The sequence below is a fragment of the Streptomyces violascens genome, from assembly GCF_014649955.1.
Taxonomy (GTDB): domain Bacteria; phylum Actinomycetota; class Actinomycetes; order Streptomycetales; family Streptomycetaceae; genus Streptomyces; species Streptomyces violascens.
This window is the reverse complement of the sequence record NZ_BMUA01000005.1, coordinates 147,742-170,478: the sequence shown is the minus strand read 5'-3', so window position 1 is coordinate 170,478 and position 22,737 is coordinate 147,742. Positions and strand designations below refer to the sequence as shown.

The window sequence follows — 22,737 nt, the reverse complement described above, 5'->3', positions numbered from 1 at the left end:
GGAGGCGGCGGCTCACTTCTTCGGCGTCCACTTCTCGACGTCCCACCAGGGGCCGGACGCGAGCCCGTGGTCGTGCGGTTCGACCTGGGTGGAAAGCCCCTTCCACTTGTCGTTGACGACGTACAGGTGGTCGATGTGGGTGAGGAAGGTGTACCCCGGGTTCTTCACGAGCTCGCGCTGGATGGTGTCGTACGCGGTCTTGCGGACGGCCTGGTCGCCGCTCTTGCGGGCGTCGTCGAGGGCCTTGTCGACGGTGTCGTTAGCATACGAGGCCATGTTGTTGAAGCCGTCGCCCGCCAGCGAGGACTTCAGCAGGTTGTACTGGTCGAAGTCGGGGTCTCCGGGGGATCCGCCCCCCGCGAGGACCGCGTCCTGCTTCATGCGGGGCTCGATGACCTCCCAGGTGCCTGCCTGGGCGGTGACGGCGATGCCCGCCTTCTTGGCGTCGGAGGCGAACGCGAGGGCGTGGTCCTGGCGGAGCTTGTCGCCGGAGAGGTACCAGAGCGGGAAGGCGGCTTTGACGCCGTCCTTCTCGCGGATGCCGTCGGCGCCCGGCTTCCAGCCCGCGTCGTCGAGGAACTTCTGCGCCTTGCCGAGGTCGTGGGCGCGCTCGGTGCCGGCGGCGAACCACGGGCTGCCGGTCGGCACCGGGCCGTAGGCCGGCTTGCCCGCGCCTTCCAGGATGCGGTCGACCATGGCCCTGCGGTCGACGGCGAGATCGAGGGCCTGGCGCACCGCGGTGTCACCGGCGACCTTGTTGCCGGTGGGCAGGGTGACGTTGCGGTAGTCGTACGTCTTCGCCGCGTACGTCTTCTTGCCCTTGTCGTCCTTGAACGTCTTGGCGAGGTTGGGCGGCAGGATCGCGCCGTCGAGGTCGCCGACGCGCAGCCGGGTCGCGCGGACGTCGTCGTCCTTGATGATCGCCATCGTGAACTTCTTCACGGCGGGCGCGCCGCCCCAGTACGAGGGGTTCGCGGAGAAGGTGATCTTCTCGCCCTTCGACCACTTGGTGAGGGTGTAGGGGCCGGTGCCGACGGGCGCGCTGGAGAAGGCGCCCGAGTTGACGTCCTGCTGGGCGGCGACGTGTTCGGGGACGACGGGCAGCACGGTCCGCTCGGCGAACGGGGCATAGGGGTACTTGAGGGTGAAGACCACCGTGTCGTCGCCCTTGGCCTCGACGGACTTCACCGCGTCGAGTTCGCCCTTGGACGGGTTGTTGGTCTTCGGGTCGAGGATCTTCGTGTAGGTGAACACGACGTCCTTGGCCGAGAACGGCTTGCCGTCGCTGAACTTCACGCCTTGGCGCAGCTTGTACGTGTAGGTCAGCCGGTCCGCGCTCACTTCGGGCAGCGCGGTGGCCAGCGCCGGCCGCAGCCTCATGTCGGCGTCGAAGGTGAGCAGCCCGTCGAAGAGCTTGGAGTTGCCGTCCTTGCCGTAGCCGAGGAGCGGGCTGAGCGTCTCGGGCTCGTAGGCGATGCCGACGACCGCGGAATCCTTCTTGCCGCTCCCGGCCGCCCCACCACCCGGGTTGGAGCAGGCGGCCGTGCCGACGGCGAGAGCCCCGGCCAGTACCGCTGCGGCCGCGGCACGTATGGAACGGGCGGTCATGCGGCCCACACCCCTTGCTGAAGATCAACTGCTATTGCGAACAAATCGCAATTAAACCCGCATGTAAAGGAGTGGTCAAAAACGGCCGGCCCCGGTCCGCGCGCGGGGGCGCGGACCGGGGCCGACCGAAGCGACGGCGGAAACCCGCCGTCAGGGTGCCTGCAGGTCGACCAGTTCGGCGATCGCCGAGCGGTGTTCTCCCGCTGAACCGAGCGCGATCTGGGCCGACTTGGCGCGCTTCAGGTAGAGGTGGGCCGGGTGCTCCCACGTCATGCCGATGCCGCCGTGCAGCTGCACGCACTCCTCGGCTGCGTGTACGGCGACCCGGGCGCAGTACGCCTGGGCGACCGCCACCGCGAGCGGCGCCTCGGGGCTGCCGGTGGCGAGTGCGTCGGCGGCGTTGCGGGCTGCGGCCCGCGCCGAGACCACCTCCAGCCAGAGCTGCGCCATCCGGTGCTTGAGCGCCTGGAAGGAGCCGACCGGCCGGTTGAACTGCTTGCGCTCGCGGGTGTACGTCACCGTCTCGGTCAGGCACCACTCGGCGACGCCCAGTTGCTCGGAGGCGAGCAGCCCGGCCCCGGCAAGCAGGCCCCGGCGCACGGCGGCGAGCGCGGTGTCCGCGTCGGCGAGCCGCGTGCCGGTGACGCCGTCGAGGGTGACGGCCGCCAGCGGGCGGGTCAGGTCGAGCGGCGTGAGCGGGGTGACCGCGGCATCGGTGGCATCGACGGCGTACAGGCCCTCGCCGGTCGGCACGAGCAGCACATCGGCGGTGGCCGCGTCGGCGACGGCGCTGACGGTCCCGGCGAGCGTCCCGGGCAGCCGCACCGAGTGCGGGCCCGCCGAGAACGGTACGACGAGAGCCGCGGTCCGGCGCCCGGCCGCCAACTCCCTGAGCAGAGAGGCGACTTCGTCGACCTCGGGGTCCAGCGCGAGGAGCCCCTCGGTGGCGATGACGGCGCTGGTGAGGTACGGGACCGGGGCCACCGCGCGGCCGATCTCCTCCAGGACCACCGCGGCCTCGCGGTGCGAGGCGCCCTGTCCGCCGAGCTTCTCGGGGACGAGCAGCCCCGCGAGGTCCATCCCGGCGCCGAGCGAACGCCACAGCTCCGGGTCGTACGGGGTGTCCGACTCGGCGCGGGCGAGCGCGGCGGGGGTGTCGGTGCGGTCGGCGAGCAGGGAGCGCACGGCCGCCCTGAGGTCGTCCTCGGCCTCCGAGTACAGAAGGTCGGGGGTGGCTTCCGCGACGGAGTCGGTCATCGGGCGAGGTCCTTCCAGGCGACGTCCTTGTCGTTGCGCGGCTCGGCGGGCAGGCCGAGGACGCGTTCGGCGACGATGTTCAGGAGTACTTCGCTCGTGCCGCCCTCGATGGAGTTGCCCTTCGAGCGGAGGTAGCGGTATCCGGCATCGCGGCCGGTGAAGTCGACGAGTTCGGGCCGGCGCATGGTCCAGTCCGAGTACAACAGGCCGTCCTGGCCCAGGAGTTCGACCTCCAGGCCGCTGATCTCCTGGTTGAGGCGGGCGAACGCGAGCTTCATGCCCGAGCCCTCGGGCCCGGGCTGGCCCGCGACGAGCTGCTGGCGCAGCCGCTCGCCGGTGAGCCGGGCGACCTCGGCCTCCACCCACAGGGTGAGCAGGCGCTGGTGAAGATCGTGGGTGCGCAGCTCGGGCCGGTCGCGCCAGGCGCGGGCGACGGGGCCGATCATGCCGCCCTCGCGGGGGATGCGCATGCCGCCGATGGAGACCCGCTCGTTCATGAGGGTGGTCTGGGCGACCTTCCAGCCCTCGCCGATCTCGCCGAGCCGGTGGGCGTCGGGGATGCGCACGCCGGTGAGGAACACCTCGTTGAACTCGGCCTCACCGGTGATCTGACGCAGCGGCCGCACCTCGACACCGGGGTCGGTCATGTCGCAGATGAAGTAGCTGATGCCCTGGTGCTTGGGCAGGCCGGGGTCGGTGCGGGCGATGAGGATGGCCCAGCGGGCAAGGTGCGCGCTGGACGTCCACACCTTCTGCCCGTCGACCACCCAGTCGTCTCCGTCGCGTACGGCACGGGTGCCGAGCGCGGCGAGGTCGGAGCCCGCGCCGGGCTCGCTGAACAGCTGGCACCAGACCTCTTCGCCCACCCACAGCGGGCGCAGGAAGCGCCGCTTCTGCTCCTCGGTGCCGTACTTGAGGACGGTCGGCGCGGCCATGCCGAGGCCGATGCCGATCCGGCGGGGGTCGTTGTCGGGCGCCCCGGCGGCGGCGAGCTCGGCGTCGACGACGGCCTGGAGCGAACGCGGCACGTCGAGGCCGCCGAGGCCGACCGGGTAGTGCACCCAGGCGAGCCCGGCGTCGAAGCGGGCCTTGAGGAAGTCGAGGGGTTCGGTGGTGGCCGGCGGATACGCGGCGAGCAACTCGCGGGTACGGGAACGGAGTTCGGCGGCATCGGTCATCGGGCGGCTCCGTCCGGGACGACGACCACACGGCCGGTGGTCGTACCGTCGGCGACGCGCTGCACGGCGGCCGCGGCATCCTTCAGCGGGACCCGCTCGCTGATCAGCGGTTTGATCGCGCCCTGGGCGGCGAGCTCGGTCAGCTGCTCGTGGCAGCGCGCGATCGAGGCCGGGTCCTTCTGCGCGTACAGGCCCCAGTGGAGCCCGACGATCGAGTAGTTCTTCACCAGCGCGTGGTTGAGCGCGGGCGCGGGAACGGATCCGCTCGCGAAGCCGACGATCACGATCCGGCCCTCGAAGGCCACGCACTTGGCCGACTTGGCGTACGCGTCACCGCCGACCGGGTCGAAGATGACATCGGCGCCGCGCCCGCCGGTGGCCTCCTTGACGGCGGCCACGATGTCGTCGGCACGCCGGTCGATGACGAGGTCGCAGCCCAACTCCCGTGCCACGGCGGCCTTTTCCGATCCTCCCACGACACCGATGACGCGCGCACCCGCGGCCTTGCCGAGCTGCACGGCCGCGCTGCCCACTCCCCCGGCGGCGGCGTGCACGAGCAGCGTCTCGCCCTCCTGGAGGTGGGCCCGGCGGTGCAGTCCGAACACGCCGGTCTGGTAACCGATGTGCAGGGCCGCGGCCTCGGCATCGTCCAGGGCCTCGGGCGCGGGGAGCAGGGCCGCCTCGTCGGCGACGACGTACTCGGCGAGCCCGCCGTACGGCAGCGCCGGGTTGGCGATCACCCGGCGGCCGTCCTCGGTCTCGCCGCAGATCTCCACGCCCGGCGTGAACGGCAGCGGCGGACGGATCTGGTACTGGCCCCGGCAGAGCAGCGCGTCAGGGAAGTTGATGTTCGCGGCGCGCACCCTCAGCAGCACCTGGCCCGTGCCCGGCACGGGCCGGTCCACCTCTTCGAGCCGCATCACCTCGCCCGGCTCGCCGTTCTCGTGCACTCGCCATGCCTGCATTCGGGGCCTCCACACGCTGGGCGCGATACGGCTGCGTACCGCTGAGTACGTTCCACTGCTCGCGGGCATACTAAGCGGTTGCTTGCCTGATGGGAAACAGCCCGGCGGATCAGGCCCCTCCGGTGGTATCCCCCTGTCACCGGCTCTGCCCGTTCAGCCAGGTCTTTTCTGCCCTCGGGGCCCTGGCCCCGGCCGCCGCTCACCGGCTAAGCAGGAACAGATCGCGTTCCACTCGGGAAGAGGCCCTCTTGCACGACCACGACCACGACCACGTCAGGACCACCGAGTCCGAAGCCGGCCGCCCCTCCGCCCGCAGGCCCTCGGCAGAGAGTGGCACACCGCTCCAGAAGCTGCTCGCCCTCCAGCGCGGTGCCGGCAACAAGGCCGTCGTGCAGATGCTGCGCCAGGCTGGACTCGACAGCGTGCAGGAGCAGCACCAGCACGGCGCCGGGTGCGGCCATCAGCAGACCGAGGAGCCGGAGGTGCAGCGGTCAGCGGTCCATGACGTGCTGCGCTCCGGCGGCAAGCCGCTCGATGACGCGACCCGTACGGACATGGAGTCCCGGCTCGGCGCGGACTTCTCGGACGTGCGCATCCACAACGACAGCGCCGCCAAGGCCTCGGCGGCGGAGGTCGGCGCCCGCGCCTACACCTCCGGCAGCCACGTCGTCATCGGCGACGGCGGAGCCGACAAGCACACCCTGGCCCACGAGCTGACCCACGTCATCCAGCAGAGGCAAGGCCCGGTCGCCGGCACCGACAACGGCTCCGGCCTCAAGGTCTCCGACCCGTCCGACCGCTTCGAGAAGGAAGCCGAAGCCAACGCGACGCGGGCGATGTCCGGCCCGCCGGTGCAGCGGGCCGGACAGGAGCACGCGCAGGACGGTGCGGCTGCCGCCGGATCGGCTGCGCAGGCCGGGACCCCGCAGACGGCGGCGGTGCAGCGGATCATCAGGATCACCCCGGAAATGTACGAACGAGGGCGCGGTGTAGATGCCCTGACGCTGCCTCAGCTCAAGCAGTACTTCTTCTTCGCGGTCCGGGACGACGCCGTGCGCGCCGCGAAGGTACAGGGCAAGGGCAGCCCGATCGCGACCGCTCTGAAGGCCCTGGTGGACAGCCTGAAGAGCGCCACCGCCGATCCCGCGGCGGTGCGCGCCGCGATGGACGCCCTGGTGACCGACGTGAACACCGTCCTGCAAGGTGAGGAGGCGTACCTCGACGACTACACCTCCACCGTCGAGGGAACGCGGCACGTCCCCGGCCCCGGTGTGGGTACGGTGCCGAACTCGATGACCCGGTACAGCCAGGAGGGCGACAAGGCGTACCAGTACGCGCATTCGCGGAAGACCGCGGACCAGCTGGAGGAACCGCGCTGGCCCGACGAGGAGACCATGCACCGTCAGGTGGCCGCGGAGCTCGGGCCCCACGCGGCCCCGGTCGCCGACGACCCGCGCCCGCGGAACCACGGCGAACGGGCGCTCAAGCGCCTCGACTGGCAGCAGGCCCAGAACCTGCTGCCCCGCCCGCTGCTGAACCTGATCTTCGATGTGCGCTACCAGCTGGAGGCGGACCCCGGCTCTGCAGTGGTCGTCGACGAACGCACCCCCGAACAGCAGCGGCGCAAGGACAAGAGCCCCTCCGCCCCGGGCACGCTGCGCAGCTGGCACCAGGACGACAGCGGCAAGCTCCCGGCCAACGGCTACGACGCCGACGAGATCCCCGCTCATGCCACGGCCCTGCACAACCACTACGCCACGGCCTCGCAGTCGGGTGCCGGCTCGTCGGTGCAGAACGCGGCCACCGCTCCGCGCGGCTTCGCCGAGTACACCGGAGCGGGAAGCCGGGGCGTGCACGACGTGAAGGTGGTCCTGGACTACATCCAGAAGCGGGTCTACCTCACCCTGACGCACTATCAGTACTGGGCGCTGATCCCGCAGGAGGGCGGCTACACCTTCTGGCCGTCCGGCACCCAGGACCAGGAGCAGGCGCTGGGCAATCTCAAGAACCAGCCGAACGGCGCCCAGGGCGTCCTGATGAGCCCCTGGCTGGAGGTCCTCGTCTCCTGAAGGTCCGAATCTCCGCACGGCCATGGCGGTTTGGCGCGGCAGCCGGTAGGGATGCGCCATGACGGACGACGCCGCACGGCCCCCACGTCCCGCGCACCCCGGGCTGCCCGCGCCTCCCCCGCTCGGCGCGTGCGCGCTGCCGCCGGGGACGTACGAGGGCAGTGTGGTCCTGGTGACCGGGGGCGGCTCGGGGCTCGGCAAGGCCATGGCCGCCGAGTTCGCTCGGCTCGGCGCCGATCTCATGATCGTGGGCCGCTCGGCGGACCGGCTGAAAGCCGCCGAGCAGGAGCTGGCCGGGCTCGGCGGGCGGGTGGCGGCCGCGGTGTGCGACATCAGGGAGCCTGAACGGATCGCCGAGGTCTTCGACGCGGCCGAGGCGACGCTCGGCGTCCCGGACGTCCTGGTGAACAACGCCGCCGCCAACTTCCCTTCTCCTGCGGAGGACTTGTCGCCCAACGCCTGGCGGGCGGTCCTGGACATCACCTTGACCGGAACGTGGTTCATGACCCGCGAGTTCGCCCGCCGCCACCTCGCGGCCGGCACCCCCGGCTCGGTGATCAGCATCGGCGCCTCGTACGCCTGGACGGGCGGCCCGGGTCACGCCCATTCGGCGGCGGCGAAGGCGGGCGTGCGCAATCTCGTGGAGACGCTGGCCGTGGAGTGGGGCCCGTACGGCATCCAGGTCAACGGTCTGGTGCCCGGCCTGATGCCGCACCCGGATCTGCCGGAGGCGATCCGGGCCGGCCTCGACCGGGCCGCCGACGACGGCGAACTGGCCCTGCGCCAGCCCGCGTTGCGCGTGGGGCTGCCGCGCGAGCTCGGCTGGGCGGCCACCTTCCTCGCCTCCCCGTACGCCCGTTTCATCAGCGGTCACACGCTGGTGGTGGACGGGGCGAACTGGCAGCGGCGGGCGCTGGTGACGCCGCCGGTGAGCAGCGTGCGGGAACAACTGGGGCGCGGACCGTTCGGGGAGTAGGGCACCCCATGGCGCGGTTCACTTCCCCTCGAAGGCGGGCGGGCGCCGGTCGGCCTTGGCGGCGTAGCCCTCGCGGGCGTCCTCGGAGGTGAGGGTGAGGGCGGCGGCCAGGGCCGTACGGTCGAGGGCCGCGGCGAGCCCCGCGTCGGCGAAGGCGTCGATGTTGCGCTTGACGGACCGGACGGCCAGGGGTGCGTTGGCCGCGATCTCGGCGGCCAGCTCCATGGCAGTCGCGTCCAACTCTCCGTTGGAGACGACCAGTTGTACGAGCCCGTTGCGTTCGGCGGTGGGAGCGTCGATGCGGCGGCCGGTGAGCGCGAGCAGTTTGGCCCAGCCGGCGCCCGCGTCGCGCGCTGTGCGCAGATCGCCCCCGGCGTCGACGGCCACGCCGATGCCGGTCTCCGGCAGCGCGAAGACGGCGTCGTCGGAGGCGATCCGGATGTCGGCCATCAGAGCCAGCTCGAAGCCGAAGCCGAGGCAGTAGCCCTGGACGGCGGCGATCACGGGCTGCGGCAGCCCCGCGAAGGCGGCGAAGCGCTCGTGGACCCAGCGGATGCCCTCGTAGTAGCGGTGGGTGCGTTCGGCCGGGGAGCGTCCGGTGATGGCGCCGCCGGGGGCGGTGACGTCGATGCCGGCGCAGAAGGCGCGGCCCTCGGCCCGCAGCAGCACGACCCTGACCGACTCGTCGAAGCGGATGCGGTCGGCGAGCAGTCCCAGTTGGCGGCTCGACTCCCAGCTCCACCCGTTGAGCTTGTCCGGCCGGCACAGGGTGAGGACGGCGATGCCGGAGCCGGTGACGTCGAGCCGGATCCGTTCCTCGCCCTCGGCGACCCGCCGGTCCAGGATGTCGATCATCACCCCTCCCGTTCCTTATCATACTGACGACTCATCAGATTTATTGGATCCGTCGAGATTAAGGGACTTCCATGCATGGCGCACCCCTGCGGGAGGGGTCGCCGCCCGGGCCGGGTGATGCTCCGGCCCGCGCTTTGGCAAGCCCTTGCTCTTCGTTGGGCGCGTGTTCATCGGTTCCCACCACCGCCCCACACCCAACAGCGGCAGACTGACTGGCAGGTCCACGTCACCGGTATCAACCGACAGCTCTGGAAGGGGCGTTCATGGCCGAGTTGACACGACGCAGACTGCTGGGATCGGCGGCCGGAGCCATCGGCGGCGCCGCGGCGCTGTCCCTGCTGCCGCCCAGCGTGCAGAAGGCCGTCGCCGCCGGACCGCCACGCAACGGCTCGCTCCGCGACGTCGAGCACGTCGTCATGCTGATGCAGGAGAACCGGTCGTTCGACCACTACTTCGGCACTCTCTCGGGCGTGCGCGGGTTCAGCGATCCCCGCGCCCTGAAGCTCCCCAACGGGCGTTCGGTGTTCTACCAGCCCGACTCCGTGAACCCGCGGGGCTACCTGCTTCCGTTCCACCTGGACACCCACAGCACCAGCGCGCAGGCCATCCCGTCCACGAGCCATGCCTGGGCCGTGCAGCACCAGGCCTGGAACGGCGGCAGGATGGACCGGTGGCTGCCCGCGCACCGCAAGGCGGACGGCGTCAACGGGCCCTATGTGATGGGCTATTACACGCGCGAGGACATCCCGTTCCAGTTCGCGCTCGCGGAGACCTTCACCATCTGCGACAACTACTTCTGCTCCGTCTTCGGCCCGACCTGGCCGAACCGCCTGTACTGGATGACGGCCAGCATCGACCCGGGCGGCACCAAGGGCGGCCCGGTGATCAGCAACTCCGCGCCCACGCCGTACCGCTGGACGACGTACGCCGAGCGGCTCCAGGCGGCCGGGGTCAGCTGGAAGGTCTACCAGCAGGACGACGACTACGGCTGCAACGTCCTTGAGCAGTTCCAGGCCTTCCGCAACGCCAAGCCGGGGTCTCCGCTGTACGAGCGCGGAGTGCGCCCGCAGCCCGAGGGCACCTTCGAGGACGACGCCCGGGGCGACCGGCTCCCGGCGGTCTCCTGGATCATGCCGACGAGCCACCAGTCCGAGCACCCCGACTACCTGCCGGCTGCGGGGGCCGACTTCGTGGCGCAGAAGATCGAGGCCATCGCGTCCAACCCGAAGGTGTGGGCGAAGACCGCCTTCATCCTCAACTACGACGAGAACGACGGCCTGTTCGACCACGTGGCACCGCCGACCCCGAAGGCGGGCACCGCCGACGAGTTCATCGGCGGTCTGCCGATCGGCGGGGGCTTCCGGGTGCCCGCCATCATCATCTCGCCCTGGACCGTGGGTGGTTGGGTGGCGAGCGAGGCCTTCGACCACACCTCGGCGCTGCGGTTCCTGGAGCACTTCACAGGGGTCGAGGAGCCGAACATCAGCCAGTGGCGTCGTCGCACCTTCGGCGATCTGACCTCCGCCTTCCGGTTCAGCAGCACCTCGCCCCGGCCGCCCAAGCTGCCGGACGACACAGCGAAGCAGCTGGAGGAGGCCAAGCGCGAGGTGGCCACGCTGCCGAAGCCGACGCTGCCCGGGGCGACCCAGCACTTCCCCAAGCAGGAGCCGGGCCACCGTCCGCACGTGTAGCCCCCCCCCGCCGGGCGGAGCCCCCTGGGGCTCCGCCCCCAGACACCGTTCACGCCTGAAGGCAAAGTCAGGCGGTCGGGCTCGCGGACGGGGCCGGGGCACCCGAGTGCCGCTGGGGCAGCAGGGCCTTGCAGACCGCGAAGGCCTGCGCGGACTTGGGGTCCGAGGTGTTGAGGCCCCGCACGCCACCCCCGGCGCCCGGAGACGCGGAGGGCAGCACCACCCCGTGGTCCTTGAGGCAGCCGGTGAACGCCTTCATCGCGGTGCTTTCGGCCCCGCCGCCACCCCGCCCGTTGAACTGCGGGCGCTGACTCGCGCAGGCCTGCGCCGCCTGCCGCTGGGCGGGATCCGCGGAGGCCCCGCCCCCGAAGCCACCGAACCCTCCGGGGCCGCGCGTACCCCCGCTCGGCCTGCCAGCACCCCGCGGCCGCCTGCTGCCGCTGGGCCGGGGCGCCATCGTGACCCCGTGCTGCGCCAGGCACTGGCGGTAGGCGTCCATGCCCTTGGAAGCGGACGCGGAGGACGCGGGCTTCGCCTGGGCGCCGGGGGCGGCGGCCGAGGACGAGCAGGCCGCGAGCAACAGTCCGCACGCGACGACGGCGGCGGCTGAGACGGCGGCCCGCACGGCGATCGCGGCGCGCGCGGTGGCGGGCCGGCGCTTGGTCCAGGTCATGTCCGGTGTCTCCTCGGTGCGTCGGTCTGACGACGTGCGTCGGTGTGACGACGGCCTCGTTGGAGTGGTACGCCGTCGGCGACCCATGACTGAACCCCACCCGGGTGGGCGCCTCCGGGGGAAGGGCTGGGAGTTCCCTGGACGTCCGGGCCCGTGCGGGGCCGACGGGACACCCGTGGTGATCCGATACGTACCCTCACGCCCGTAATCCGAAGATTCACCGGCGTCGGCGCTCCCAGGGAACTCCCAGAAAGCTCCCAGACGTTCCAAAGTGCGGGCGGCCAGGATCCGCCGTCATGAAGGTGCTCCCACGACGGCGCAAAGCCGTCCTGATCAACTCGGTGCTCGGTGTGGCCGTCCTGGCGGGCGCCGGCGGTGCCTACGCGGCGGTGACCAGCCACAGCGACACCCCCGCGCGGGCCGGCTCGAAGACCGTCGAGGTCACCAAGGGCACGGTCCTCGCCACCGTGTCCGGCTCCGGCTCGCTGGCCTCGCCGAGCGACGCCGGGGTGAACTTCACCACCGGCGGCAAGCTCACCGAGGTCGACGTCAAGCCGGGCGACAAGGTGTCCCGCGGCCAGGTCCTCGGCAAGGTGGACGCCACCGCCGCCAAGGAGACCCTCGCCCAGGACGAGGCGTCGCTGACGGCAGCCCGGGCCAACCTCACCAAGGCGCAGGAGGGCCAGCCGAGTTCGAGCACGGCGTCCGGTTCGGGCGGCGGCTCCTCGACGCGCGGCTCCGCCAACACCGCGCCCGTCCCGGCTGCCTCGCCGACGGTCGACCCCGCGCAGCTCGCGCAGGCCGAAGCCCAGCTCACCCAGGCCCAGAACGCGGTGGACGCGGCACAGCGCGCGGTGGACGGGACCACGCTCACGGCCCCGGTCGCCGGGACCGTCGCGTCCGTGTCGGCGAAGACGGGCGACACCGTCACCGGCACCGGCGGCAACGGCACGAACGGGGGCGGCGGCGGTTCGGGCAACGCATCCAACTCCGGCTCCAACAGCGCCAGTTCATCGTCCTCCTCGGCCCTGTCCGGCTTCGTGGTCCTCACCAACCCGTCCGGCATGCAGGTCACCGCGAACTTCTCCGAGGCCGACGCGCTCAAGGTGAAGCCCGGCCAGGCGGCGACGGTCACGCTGAACGCGGAGTCGGACACGGTCCTCAACGCCAAGGTTCTGTCGGTCAGTTCACTGCCCGTCAGCTCCGGTTCGGGCTCCGGCGGGGGCGGCGGCAACAGCAGTTCGGGGAGCGCCGTGCAGTACGCCGCCACGCTCACCATCACGAGCCCCACCACCAACCTGCGCACGGGGCTCAGCGCGAGCATCCAGGTCGTCACGGGCGAGGCGTCCGGCGCCCTGTCGGTGCCGACGGCAGCGGTGACCGGCACCGGCGCCAACCGTACGGTGACCGTGGTCAAGGCGGACGGCACCACCGAGCGCACTCCTGTCACGGTGGGTCTGGAGGGCGACAGCTCCGACCAGATCCTCAGCGGTCTGAGCGAGGGCGAGAAGGTGCAGCTGGCCAGCGTGTCCGCGACGGGCAACGGCGGCTTCCCGAGCGGCGCCTTCCCCGGCGGCCTCGGTGGCGGAGGCGCACGCACCCGCGGCGGCGGGGGCGGTGGCGGCGGCTTCCGTGCCGGTGGCGGCGGGGGTGGCCGCGGATGACCCCGCCTCTGTGGCCGCGCAGAACCGCGACGCTGCCCGAGGCGGCGTCAGCCGACGGGCCCTGGGCTCCGGCGCCGGTGATCGAGGTGCGCTCACTGATCAAGACGTACGGGCACGGCGACGCGGCCGTCCCCGCGCTCAGCGGGCCCATCGACCCGGTGAGCGGACAGGCCCTCGGCGTCGAACTCGTCGTCGAGCAGGGCGACTTCGTCGCCGTGATGGGAAGTTCGGGCTCGGGCAAGTCGACCCTGATGAACATCCTGGGCTGCCTCGACGTGCCGACGTCGGGCCGGTATCTGCTCGACGGCATCCACGTCGGCGGGCTCGACGAGCGCCAGCTGTCGCTGGTGCGCAACCGCAAGATCGGCTTCGTCTTCCAGTCGTTCAACCTGGTGCCGCGCACCCCCGCGCTCGCCCAGGTCGAGCTGCCGCTGGCGTACGCGGGCGTGAAGCCCGCCGAGCGGCGCCGGCGGGCCGAGGCGGCAATCACCCTGGTCGGGCTCGCCGACCGGATGGACCACCGCCCCAACGAGCTCTCCGGCGGTCAGCAGCAGCGGGTGGCCGTCGCCCGGGCCCTGGTGACGGCGCCCGCGATGCTGCTCGCGGACGAGCCCACCGGAAATCTGGACAGCCGCAGCACCGAGGAGGTGCTCTCCGTTGTCGACCGGCTGAACGCGGCGGGTCGCACCGTCGTGCTGATCACGCACGAGGACGAGGTGGCCCGGCATGCCAAGCGGGTCGTCCGGCTCGTCGACGGAAGGATCGTCGACGACGTACGGCAGGCTCCCGTCGGCGGTCCGCCGCCCGCCCTGCGCGAGGACGAATCCCTGGTCGGAGGCGGCCGGTGAGCCCGTTCGAGACGCTGCGCTTCGCCTTCGGCGGGCTCGCGGCGAACAAGGTGCGCTCCGCGCTGACCATGCTCGGGGTGCTGATCGGTGTGGCCGCGGTCATCGTGCTGCTCGCGGTCGGCAACGGCTCCTCGCAGGCCGTGAAGGACTCGATCGAGAAGCTCGGCACCAACGCGCTCACGGTGTCCTCGGGCGGCGGCTTCGGCGGCTCGCGCTCATCGGGCGCCACCGTCACCAAGCCGCTGACCGTGGACGACGCCCGCGCGCTCGCCGACCCCGCGTCCGCGCCGCACATCGAATCGGTCGCCCCGGAGACCACCACATCGCAGACCGCGCTGTACGAGGGCACCTCGCACGCGGTGAGTCAGGTCGTGGGCACCTATCCGGCGTACTTCAAGGCGTCCAACAGCAAGGTGACCAAGGGCGACTACTTCAGCTCCGACGACGTGCTCGGCTCGCGCAAGGTGGCCGTGATCGGCTCGACCACGGCGACGGACGTGTTCGGCACGGCCGACCCGGTCGGCAAGAAGATGACGCTCGGTGGCACGCCGTTCACGGTGGTCGGGGTGCTCGCCACCAAGGGCGGCACCGGGTTCCAGGACCCGGACGACGTGGTGATCGCGCCGCTGCCGACCGTGCAGAACGCCTTCACCGGCTTCGGCTCGATCGGCCAGATCCTCGTCGAGGCGAAGTCGGCGGACGCGACGAGCCAGGCCCAGAACGAGATCACGACCGTCCTGATGGGCCGGCACGGCATCAAGGACCCGAACGCGCTCGACTTCCGGGTCAGCAACCAGGCCTCCCTGCTCACCACGCAGGCGGACACCAACAAGACGTTCACGGTGCTGCTCGGCGCGGTGGCGGCGATCTCCCTGCTCGTCGGCGGGATCGGCATCACCAACATCATGCTCGTGACGGTGACCGAACGGACCCGCGAGATCGGCATCCGCAAGGCGATCGGAGCGCCGCGGGGCGTCATCCTGGGGCAGTTCCTCGCCGAGTCGACGCTGCTTTCGCTGATCGGCGGCGGGCTCGGCGTCGCTGCGGGCCTGATCGGCTCGCACTTCACGATCGTCGGCATCAAGCCGGTGATCATCCCCGAATCGGTCGTCGGCGCCTTCGCGATCGCCGTGGCCATCGGGCTGTTCTTCGGCGGCTATCCGGCCAACCGGGCCGCGAGCCTGCGGCCCATCGAAGCCCTGCGGCACGAGTGAACCCCATGTACGGACAGGGAGAGGACATGTTCGGCAACGCCGAGATTTTGGAGAGCGCTGGCCCCACGAAGACCGGCGACCCGGAGGACATCCTCGCCGAACCACCGGACGCCCGGGACATTTCGGCAGAGCTCAGCGCACCTCCGCGCCAGCGGCTGCCCTGGCTGACGCTGCTGCTTTCGGGCTCTCTGGTGGCGGGGCTCGCCTTCGCCGGGGGCGCCCTGGTGGAGAAGAACCAGAGCCAGGGCGGCACGCCGTCCGCGGCCGCCCGTGGCGGGGCCGCGCAGAACGGCCAGGGCGGCCAGCGCCAGGGCTTCGGTGCCGGGCAGGGCGGCCAGCGCCAGGGCGGAGGCATCCCGGGCGCGGCGGGCGGCCTGACCATCGGTACGGTGAAGCTCGTCGACGGCAGCACCATCTACGTCACGGACACCCAGGGCAACGTCGTCAAGGTCACCACGGCCGGCAGCACCCAGGTCACCGAGTCCAAGAGCGGCAAGGTGTCCGATCTGCAGCCGGGCCAGACGGTGACGGTGCGCGGCAGTCAGAATGCCTCCGGGGACGTCGCGGCGACCACCGTCACCCAGGGCGGCGCGAGCGGTTTCGGCGGCGGCCGGGGCTGATCGCCGAAGACACCCACGCCGCCACGAGGAGGAAACCGATGGCCCCGACGGACGCAGCCATGCCCGAGGCGAGCCTGCTGGTCGTCGACGACGAGCCCAACATCAGGGAACTGCTCTCGGCCTCGCTGCGCTTCGTCGGCTTCAAGGTCGTCTCGGCGGCCACCGGGGCCGACGCGCTGGCCGCCGTCGCCAAGGAGCGCCCGGACCTGGTGGTGCTCGATGTGATGCTGCCCGACATGACGGGTTTCGCGGTCGTGCGCAGGCTGCGCGAGGAGCCCGGCGGCGGCCCGGGCCCGGACCATCTGCCGGTGCTCTTCCTCACCGCGAAGGACGGCGTCGACGACAAGATCAGCGGTCTGACGGCGGGCGGCGACGACTACGTCACCAAGCCGTTCAGCCTGGAGGAGCTGATCGCCCGGATCCGCGCGATCCTGCGCCGCACCGGCGGCCCGAGCGGCGAGGGCCGTCTGGTGGCGGGCGATCTCGAACTCGACCCGGTGGGCCACCAGGTCCTGCGGGCCGGGCGGCCCGTCTCGCTTTCCCCGACCGAGTTCAAACTGCTCGCCTACCTGATGACCAACGCCGACCGCGTCGTGTCCAAGCCGCAGATCCTCGAACATGTGTGGGCGTACGACTTCGGCGGCGACCACAGCATCGTCGAGTCGTACATCTCGTACGTGCGCCGCAAGGTGGACTCCGGGGCCGACGGCGCGCCCAAGCTCATCCACACCGTGCGCGGCATCGGCTATGTGCTGCGCCGCCCGCAGTCCTGAGGTGTCCGCCCGATGCTGAGATACCTGCGGGCGCGGCTCGGCCGGCTGCCGCGCCGCTTCGCCGCCCTTTCGCTGCGCTCGCGTCTTGTGCTGCTCGCGATGGCGCTGGTGGCGCTCGGGCTGACGGTGAGCGACACCGTCGTCCTGAGCTCGGTACGTGGCCAGTTGGTGCAGCGCGTCGACCAGCAGCTGAACCGGTTCGGGGACTCGGTGGCGCACCGGGTCGGCGTCGAAGGCACCCCGGCGCCGCGCGCGGGCCGGTCCGGCCGGGCCTGGCTGCCCAGCCAGTACGTGATCGCCTTCGCGGCCGACGACGGCAAGGTCACCGAGCAGTTCCGTCAGCCCGTCGCGGCGGGCGACCCCCGGCCGCTGTGGCCGGTGATGGACGCGAAGGCGCTGCGGGCCCACCTGGGCAAGCCCTTCGAGGTGCCCAGCGATCATGGCGGCGGCAGCTGGCGGATGCTGATCGTGCCGGTGGACAGCGGCGACCCGGCGCTCCCCGCCGGAGTGGTCGTGGCCGCGCCGCTGGAAGAGGTCTCCTCCACGGTCGACCACCTGGCCACGGCCTTCCAGCTCATCGGTGTCGTCGTGGCGCTGCTGCTCGGGGTGGCGGGCTGGTTCGCGGTACGTGCGGGCCTTCGTCCGCTGCGCCGCATCGAGGCCACGGCGGCGGAGATCGCGGCAGGACGCCCGCTCTCGCACCGCATGCCGGACGCCTCGCCGCGTACGGAAGCCGGACGGCTGACCAGTGCGCTCAACGGGATGCTGGCGCAGCTGGAGTCGGCGTTCGCGGCGCGCGCGGAGTCGGAGGAGCAGATGCGGCGCTTCGTCGCGGACGCCAGCCACGAACTGCGCACGCCGCTCGCCGGCATCAGGGGCTTCGCCGAGCTGTACCGGATGGGCGCGCTCCCCGACGACGCCGATGTGAAGCGCACGATGGCCCGCATCGAGAGCGAGGCGGTGCGCCTCGGCGGCCTGGTGGAGGACCTGCTCACGCTGGTCCGCATGGACGAGCAGCGGCCGCTCCAGCTCGCCCCGATGGATCTGCGCACCCTCGCGGTGGACGCCCTGCACGACACGAGGGCCCTGGACCCGACGCGCGAGGTGACCCTGACCGGGCCGGGCGGCGAGGGGCCGCCCGGGCCCGCCCCGGTACTCGGCGACGAGGCTCGGCTGCGTCAGGTGGTCGCGAACCTGGTAGGCAACGCGGTGGCGCACACTCCGCCGAGTTCTCCGGTACGGATCGGGGTGGGCGCTGTGGACGGCCGCGGGATCATCGAGGTCGCGGACTCGGGCCCGGGTCTCACACCCGAACAGGCGACCCGGGTCTTCGAGCGGTTCTACCGCGTGGACGCCTCGCGCAGCCGGCAGACCGGGGGCGGGGCGGGGCTCGGCCTGGCCATCGCCTCGGCGCTCGTGCAGGCCCACAAGGGGCAGGTGGAGCTGGAGACGGCCGCGGGCGAGGGCGCGGTCTTCCGGGTGCTGCTCCGCGCGGCACCCTGATCGGCTCGCACTCCCCCGGACCGGCCCGAGTGCGGGCGGGGCCGGAGGCTCCTAGCGTGGGTTCATGATCCGGTTCGAGCAGGTCAGCAAGGTCTATCCGGACGGCACCCGTGCCGTCGACGACCTGTCCTTCGAGGTCGCCGAGGGCGAACTGGTCACGCTCGTCGGCCCGTCGGGCTGCGGCAAGACGACCACGATGATGATGGTGAACCGGCTCATCGAGCCCACGTCGGGCCGCATCCTCGTCGAGGGCGAGGACATCGCCGCACTCGACCCGGTCAAGCTGCGCCGCCGGATCGGCTACGTCATCCAGCAGGTCGGGCTCTTCCCGCACCGTACGGTCCTCGACAACACGGCGACCGTCCCCGCGCTGGTCGGCTGGAAGCGGGCGAAGGCGCGGGCGCGGGCGGCCGAACTGCTCGACCTGGTCGGCCTCGACCCGGCGAAGTACGGCCCGCGCTACCCGGCGCAGTTGTCGGGCGGCCAGCGCCAGCGGGTGGGAGTGGCGAGGGCGCTGGCGGCAGACCCTCCCGTGCTCCTCATGGACGAACCGTTCGGAGCGGTGGACCCGGTCGTCCGCGAACGCCTCCAGAACGAGTTCCTGGGCCTCCAGGCGACCGTACGCAAGACGGTCCTCCTGGTCACCCATGACATCGAGGAAGCCGTACGGATGGGGGACCGCATGGCGGTGTACGGGTCCGGACGCATCGAGCAGTTCGACACCCCGGCGTCGGTCCTGGGGGCGCCGTCCACGGCGTACGTGGCCCAATTCGTCGGCGCGGACAGGGGGTTGAAGCGTCTGTCGGTGACGACAGTCGAACCGGACGACCTGGAGCAACCACCGATCGTCCGGCTCGACGAACCCGCGGAGGCGGCCGCGGCCCGGCTGCGCGGCGAGGAGGCGCGCTGGGCGGTGGTACTCAACGAAGGGGGCGAACTGCACGGCTGGGTCGCGGCGGACGAGCTCTCCCTGGCAGGTCCGGGCTCGGTCGCCGACCTGGCCCGGCGCATGGAGGCGTGGGTGCCGGTCGGGGCCCCGCTCAAGCAGGCGTTCAGCGAGATGCTCCAGTACGACGCGGGCTGGGTCGCCGTGGTGGACGGCGCCCGCTTCCTCGGCGTCCTGACCCCGGCGAAGCTGCACGAGGCGCTGCGGAGGTCGGTGGACGCGGATGCGCTGGGGGTGGCGCGGGGGGACGTCGACTTCGACTCGGTCGCCGACGCGTGAGGGGGTGCGACAACGGCGCCTTCCCACCCACCGGCCCGTTCCGCGGGGTTGAATCGCCTCGGCCCCCAAACCCCCTGAGGGCTGCGCCCCCAGACCCCCCAATCCCCTTGGTCCGCGGACCGTGGGCCCCGCTTGTGCCCACCCTCCCCCAAGGTCTCGACTTCGCTCGACCAGGGGAGACCTCAATCACCGTGCGGAACGCCTGCCCACAAGCGGCGGAGGGGGGTTGGGCTGAGCTCAGCCGGCTTCCAGCCGGGGCGGAGCCCCGAAAGGGGTGCAGGGGACGAAATCCCCGCAGGGGGTCTGGGGCTCAGCCCCAGGGCTCAGCCCGTCCAACCCCCTGCACGGGCGGGTGGGTGCGCGAGCCCCCGGGGGGGGCCGCCCTGGGCAGGGTGGGGAAACCGGGGCCGCGCGGCTCTTACGTTCCGCGGAGCGCGTGGCTACCATCCGGTAGCCCTCGTACCGGGCACCCCACAACACCCCCCGCTGGAGCCGCCATGCGCCTCGCGCCCGCCGCCACCGCGCTCGCCCTGCTCACCGGCACGATCGCCCTCGCCCCCGCCGCCCAGGCGACCGCCCCCACCCCCGTCCCCGTCGTGTTCGTGCACGGCCGCAACGCCGACCCCGGGGTCTGGGGCACCATGAAGGACCGCTTCAGGCAGGCCGGTTACCCCGACGGCGACCTCTTCGCCTGGGCGTACGACTCCAGCCAGTCGACCAACGAGGTGCTGGCCGGCCGGTTCGCCGCGTACATCGACTCCGTGCGCGCCCAGACCGGCTCCTCGCAGGTGGACATCGTCGCGCACAGCCAGGGCAGCCTCCCCACCCGCTGGTATGTGAAGTTCGGCGGCGGTACGCAGGTGGTGCGGCACTGGGTCTCGCTCGGCGGGCCCAACCACGGGACCAGTCTGGCCTGGGCGTGTTCGATCTGGGATCAAGGGTGCCGGGACATGACGCCGAACTCGTACGTCGAGAGCCGTCTGGCGAGCGGCAACGAGACGCCGGGGCCGACCAAGTACGCCACGTTCTGGTCGGACTGCGACGGCTTCATCCTGCCCAACAGCAGCGTGCCGCTGTCCGGCGCCGTCAACACCGACGCCGGCTGCCTCGCCCACAACGATCTGCTGACAGACGCCCCCACCGCCCAAGGTGTCCTCAATTTCCTTGAGCGGTAGGTCAGTTGGCCCACCGAAACATCAGATCAGTCGCTTCGACGTGAGATAGTTCCTCGCCACGTCCTCCGGCAGCCGCCGCCAGCTGTCGACCTGTTCGTTCAGGGACGCGAGGTCGGCCGTGGTGAGCACCGTGTTGAGCTTGCCCAGCGCGCCGGTCACCCCCGTACTGCCCGCGCGCGAGCGGTTGACCACCGGCACGATGTAGTCCGCGTTCTGCAGGTGCTTGTCGTCGGCGAGCAGCACCAGGCTGAAGGCGGCAAGCGTGGCGTCCGTCGTGGTGGTCAGGACCATCTGGTCCCGACCACTCTGGACGGCCTGCTTGGCCTGTGTCGTGCCGACCCCCTTGGGGTCGACGGCGGTGACATTGATGCCGTACGTCTTCTTCAACCCCGGTTCACAGTACGGACGTTGTACGCACTCGTCACCCGCCGCGAGCCGTACTGGAAGCTTCGAGGCACCGAGGTCGCTGAGCGTCTTGAGCCGGTGCTCGTGTGCGTACGACTCCGCGACGGCGAACGCGTTCTGGTCCACCGCCTTGCCCGGGTCGAGGACGGTGAGCCCGCGCGGGGTGGCCAGGGCGCGCAGGGCCGTCATCGTCCGGTCCAGGTCCGGTGAGCCGACCGGCTTGGCGTCGGCCCCGTGGGCCTTGGCGTTGAGCCAGTCGGCGAAGGTGGCCGCGTATTCGGGGACGACGTCGATCTGCCCGCTCTCCAGGGCAGGTTCGTAGATCTCCCGGTTGGTCACCGAGAGGATCTTGGTGCTGTAGCCCGCCTTGCCGAGGAGCAGCGCGTACATCTGGGCGAGGACGTCGCTCTCGGTGAAGCCGGCCGTGCCGATCGTCAGGTGTTTATTGTCGCCGGGCGGTGCCGTGACCGCGCCCTGCTTCTCCAGGCTCGGCCCGGTGGTGCAGGCGGCGACCGCCGTCAGGGCGAGACCGGCCATCAACACGCGCGGGTTCGGCAACCGCGGCCTCATCCGGAACCGCCCCTCGCCCACTGCGGCGCGAACCGCTGGACCGCCTCGAAGATCCCCTCCACCACCAGCGCGAACACCGCCACGAGCACGGCACCCGCGACGACTTGGGGCGTCGAGGCGAGGTTGAACCCGGCCGTGATGATCCGGCCGAGCCCCCCGCCACCCGCCAGAGCTGCGAGGGTGGCCGTCGCGACGAGCTGGACGGCGGCGATCCGTACACCGGTGAGGATCAGTGGCAGGGCAAGCGGAACCTCGACGCGGAGCAGGAGCTGGCGTCCGGTCATGCCCATGCCCCTGGCCGCCCGCACCACGTCGCGGTCGACCTCGCGCATGCCGACGTAGGCGTTGGTCAGCAGCGGCGGCACGGCGAAGAGGATCAGCGCGACGATCGTCGGTCCCTCGCCGTACTTGCCGAGCGGGGTCAGCAGGAGCAGCACGAGGATGGCGAAGGTGGGTACGGCCCGGCCCACGTTCGAGATGTTGACGGCGAGCGTCCCGCCCTTGCCGAGGTGGCCGAGCACCAGCGCCACGGGCAGCGCGATGAGGCAGCTGAGGACGAGGCACAGCGCGGTGAGCCAGAGGTGTTCGCCGAGCCGGTGCCAGATGCCGTTCTCGCCGGACCAGTGGGCGGCCGAGGTGAGCCACGACCATGCGTCGGAGAGCGTGTTCATGCGGGCTCCGCCCTCGTCCAGGGCGTCAGGAGCCGCTGGATGCCGAGCAGCACCAGGTCGGCGGCGACGGCGATCACCACACACAGCACGGAGGCGGTGAGCACCTGTGCCTTGAAGTAGGTGTTCATCCCGGAGTAGATCAGGTTGCCGAGGCCGCCGTAGCCGACGATGGCGCCGACCGTCACCAGGGACACCGCGGAGACGGTGGCGATGCGCAGACCGGCCATGGCGGCGGGCACGGCGAGCGGGAGTTCCACGGCCAGGAGCAGCCGTACCGGCCCGTAGCCCATGCCCCGGGCCGCCTGCCGGGTGTCCTCGGGGACGGCGCGCAGCCCGGCCAGGATGTTGCGTACGAGCAGCGTCAGCGAGTACAGGACCAGGCCCGCGACGACGAGGGACGCCGAGAGCCCGTACACCGGGAGCAGCAGCGAGAACATGGCAAGGGACGGGATGGTGTACAGCACCGTCGTGACGCCGAGTACGGGACCCGCGGCCCAGCGCCAGCGGCGGGCCGCGACGGCCAGCGGCACGGCGATGACCAGGCCGAGGAGCACCGAGAGGGCCGTGAGCTGGAGGTGCTGGAGCACCGCATCCCAGAGGATCTGCCGACGGCTCGACAGATAGGCGCCGCAGATCCATTCGTTGCGCGCGAGGCAGTCGTGGGGAGGCGCGGTCACCCGTTCATTGGAGCTCGTGGCTCCGGTCGGTGGCGCGTCCTGGTGGGCTGTTCGGGGCAAACGTTGTGATGGCGGGGCAAAAGGGGGACGCTTGAGGTAAGTACGGCCGGGAGTGACCGG

Annotated in this window: 20 protein-coding genes; 11 read left to right on the top strand and 9 right to left on the bottom strand. The window is 71.6% G+C overall.

The window, feature by feature from the left end; genetic code table 11:
* Positions 1–12: 12 nt before the first annotated feature.
* The 4 genes from IE206_RS14145 to IE206_RS14130 all read right to left on the bottom strand — a co-directional run bounded on the left by IE206_RS14145 (position 13) and on the right by IE206_RS14130 (position 5,008).
* A complete protein-coding gene (locus IE206_RS14145) occupies positions 13–1,608 on the bottom strand; it encodes an ABC transporter substrate-binding protein (protein ID WP_189962480.1) in 1,596 nt (531 codons plus the stop codon).
* Between the two features lie 150 nt (positions 1,609–1,758).
* Positions 1,759–2,865, bottom strand: coding sequence for an acyl-CoA dehydrogenase family protein (locus IE206_RS14140; RefSeq protein ID WP_189962479.1), 1,107 nt, complete (start codon positions 2,863–2,865; stop codon positions 1,759–1,761).
* Positions 2,862–4,043, bottom strand: a complete 1,182-nt coding sequence (locus tag IE206_RS14135; protein WP_189962478.1) for an acyl-CoA dehydrogenase family protein — start codon at positions 4,041–4,043, stop codon at positions 2,862–2,864. Before IE206_RS14135 ends, IE206_RS14140 begins: the two co-directional genes overlap by 4 nt.
* Positions 4,040–5,008 (bottom strand): NADPH:quinone oxidoreductase family protein, encoded by a 969-nt coding sequence (locus tag IE206_RS14130; protein WP_189962477.1) that lies wholly within the window; start codon positions 5,006–5,008, stop codon positions 4,040–4,042. The genes IE206_RS14135 and IE206_RS14130 overlap by 4 nt, the downstream gene beginning before the upstream one ends.
* A 395-nt stretch (positions 5,009–5,403) precedes the next feature.
* Here IE206_RS14130 and IE206_RS14125 point away from each other — a divergent pair, with 395 nt between their 5' ends.
* Positions 5,404–7,077: an eCIS core domain-containing protein gene (locus IE206_RS14125; protein WP_189962614.1), complete on the top strand. Its 1,674-nt coding sequence runs from the start codon at positions 5,404–5,406 to the stop codon at positions 7,075–7,077.
* 58 nt (positions 7,078–7,135) lie between these two features.
* A complete protein-coding gene (locus tag IE206_RS14120; RefSeq protein WP_189962476.1) occupies positions 7,136–8,053 on the top strand; it encodes an SDR family oxidoreductase in 918 nt (305 codons plus the stop codon).
* A gap of 18 nt (positions 8,054–8,071) precedes the next feature.
* On the opposite strand, the gene IE206_RS14115 is transcribed toward IE206_RS14120, so the two are convergent.
* On the bottom strand, positions 8,072–8,908 hold the full coding sequence (locus IE206_RS14115) for an enoyl-CoA hydratase/isomerase family protein (protein ID WP_189962475.1): 837 nt from the start codon (positions 8,906–8,908) through the stop codon (positions 8,072–8,074).
* A gap of 263 nt (positions 8,909–9,171) precedes the next feature.
* Here IE206_RS14115 and IE206_RS14110 point away from each other — a divergent pair, with 263 nt between their 5' ends.
* Positions 9,172–10,599 carry an alkaline phosphatase family protein gene (locus IE206_RS14110; protein WP_189962474.1) on the top strand — a complete coding sequence of 476 codons (1,428 nt, stop codon included), beginning with the start codon at positions 9,172–9,174 and terminating at the stop codon, positions 10,597–10,599.
* A gap of 67 nt (positions 10,600–10,666) precedes the next feature.
* Here the strand turns inward: IE206_RS14110 and IE206_RS14105 are convergent, their stop codons facing one another.
* Positions 10,667–11,272, bottom strand: a complete 606-nt coding sequence (locus IE206_RS14105; protein ID WP_189962473.1) for a hypothetical protein — start codon at positions 11,270–11,272, stop codon at positions 10,667–10,669.
* 296 nt (positions 11,273–11,568) lie between these two features.
* Between IE206_RS14105 and IE206_RS14100 the strand changes: the two genes are divergently transcribed.
* The 8 genes from IE206_RS14100 (at position 11,569) to IE206_RS14065 (ending at position 20,294) form a co-directional block, all read left to right on the top strand.
* Positions 11,569–12,936: an efflux RND transporter periplasmic adaptor subunit gene (locus tag IE206_RS14100; RefSeq protein ID WP_189962472.1), complete on the top strand. Its 1,368-nt coding sequence runs from the start codon at positions 11,569–11,571 to the stop codon at positions 12,934–12,936.
* Complete coding sequence (locus IE206_RS14095) at positions 12,933–13,784, top strand: ABC transporter ATP-binding protein (protein WP_189962471.1); 852 nt, start codon at positions 12,933–12,935, stop codon at positions 13,782–13,784. The genes IE206_RS14100 and IE206_RS14095 overlap by 4 nt, the downstream gene beginning before the upstream one ends.
* Complete coding sequence (locus IE206_RS14090) at positions 13,781–14,998, top strand: ABC transporter permease (RefSeq protein WP_189962470.1); 1,218 nt, start codon at positions 13,781–13,783, stop codon at positions 14,996–14,998. Before IE206_RS14095 ends, IE206_RS14090 begins: the two co-directional genes overlap by 4 nt.
* A gap of 26 nt (positions 14,999–15,024) precedes the next feature.
* Positions 15,025–15,618 carry a DUF5666 domain-containing protein gene (locus tag IE206_RS14085; protein WP_189962469.1) on the top strand — a complete coding sequence of 198 codons (594 nt, stop codon included), beginning with the start codon at positions 15,025–15,027 and terminating at the stop codon, positions 15,616–15,618.
* A 38-nt stretch (positions 15,619–15,656) separates the two neighbouring features.
* Positions 15,657–16,391 carry a response regulator transcription factor gene (locus tag IE206_RS14080; protein ID WP_189962468.1) on the top strand — a complete coding sequence of 245 codons (735 nt, stop codon included), beginning with the start codon at positions 15,657–15,659 and terminating at the stop codon, positions 16,389–16,391.
* A 12-nt stretch (positions 16,392–16,403) separates the two neighbouring features.
* The gene (locus tag IE206_RS14075; RefSeq protein ID WP_189962467.1) at positions 16,404–17,894 is read left to right on the top strand and encodes a sensor histidine kinase; all 1,491 of its coding nucleotides are present in this window, start codon (positions 16,404–16,406) and stop codon (positions 17,892–17,894) included.
* A 64-nt stretch (positions 17,895–17,958) separates the two neighbouring features.
* On the top strand, positions 17,959–19,119 hold the full coding sequence (locus IE206_RS14070) for an ABC transporter ATP-binding protein (protein WP_189962466.1): 1,161 nt from the start codon (positions 17,959–17,961) through the stop codon (positions 19,117–19,119).
* Between the two features lie 497 nt (positions 19,120–19,616).
* The gene (locus IE206_RS14065; protein WP_189962465.1) at positions 19,617–20,294 is read left to right on the top strand and encodes an esterase/lipase family protein; all 678 of its coding nucleotides are present in this window, start codon (positions 19,617–19,619) and stop codon (positions 20,292–20,294) included.
* Between the two features lie 21 nt (positions 20,295–20,315).
* On the opposite strand, the gene IE206_RS14060 is transcribed toward IE206_RS14065, so the two are convergent.
* From IE206_RS14060 to IE206_RS14050, 3 genes are read right to left on the bottom strand one after another with little or no spacing between them, the layout of a single operon-like run.
* Positions 20,316–21,269: an ABC transporter substrate-binding protein gene (locus IE206_RS14060; RefSeq protein WP_373300919.1), complete on the bottom strand. Its 954-nt coding sequence runs from the start codon at positions 21,267–21,269 to the stop codon at positions 20,316–20,318.
* Complete coding sequence (locus IE206_RS14055) at positions 21,266–21,940, bottom strand: ABC transporter permease (protein ID WP_189962464.1); 675 nt, start codon at positions 21,938–21,940, stop codon at positions 21,266–21,268. The genes IE206_RS14060 and IE206_RS14055 overlap by 4 nt, the downstream gene beginning before the upstream one ends.
* Positions 21,937–22,617 (bottom strand): ABC transporter permease, encoded by a 681-nt coding sequence (locus tag IE206_RS14050; RefSeq protein ID WP_189962463.1) that lies wholly within the window; start codon positions 22,615–22,617, stop codon positions 21,937–21,939. The genes IE206_RS14055 and IE206_RS14050 overlap by 4 nt, the downstream gene beginning before the upstream one ends.
* Positions 22,618–22,737 lie beyond the last annotated feature (120 nt).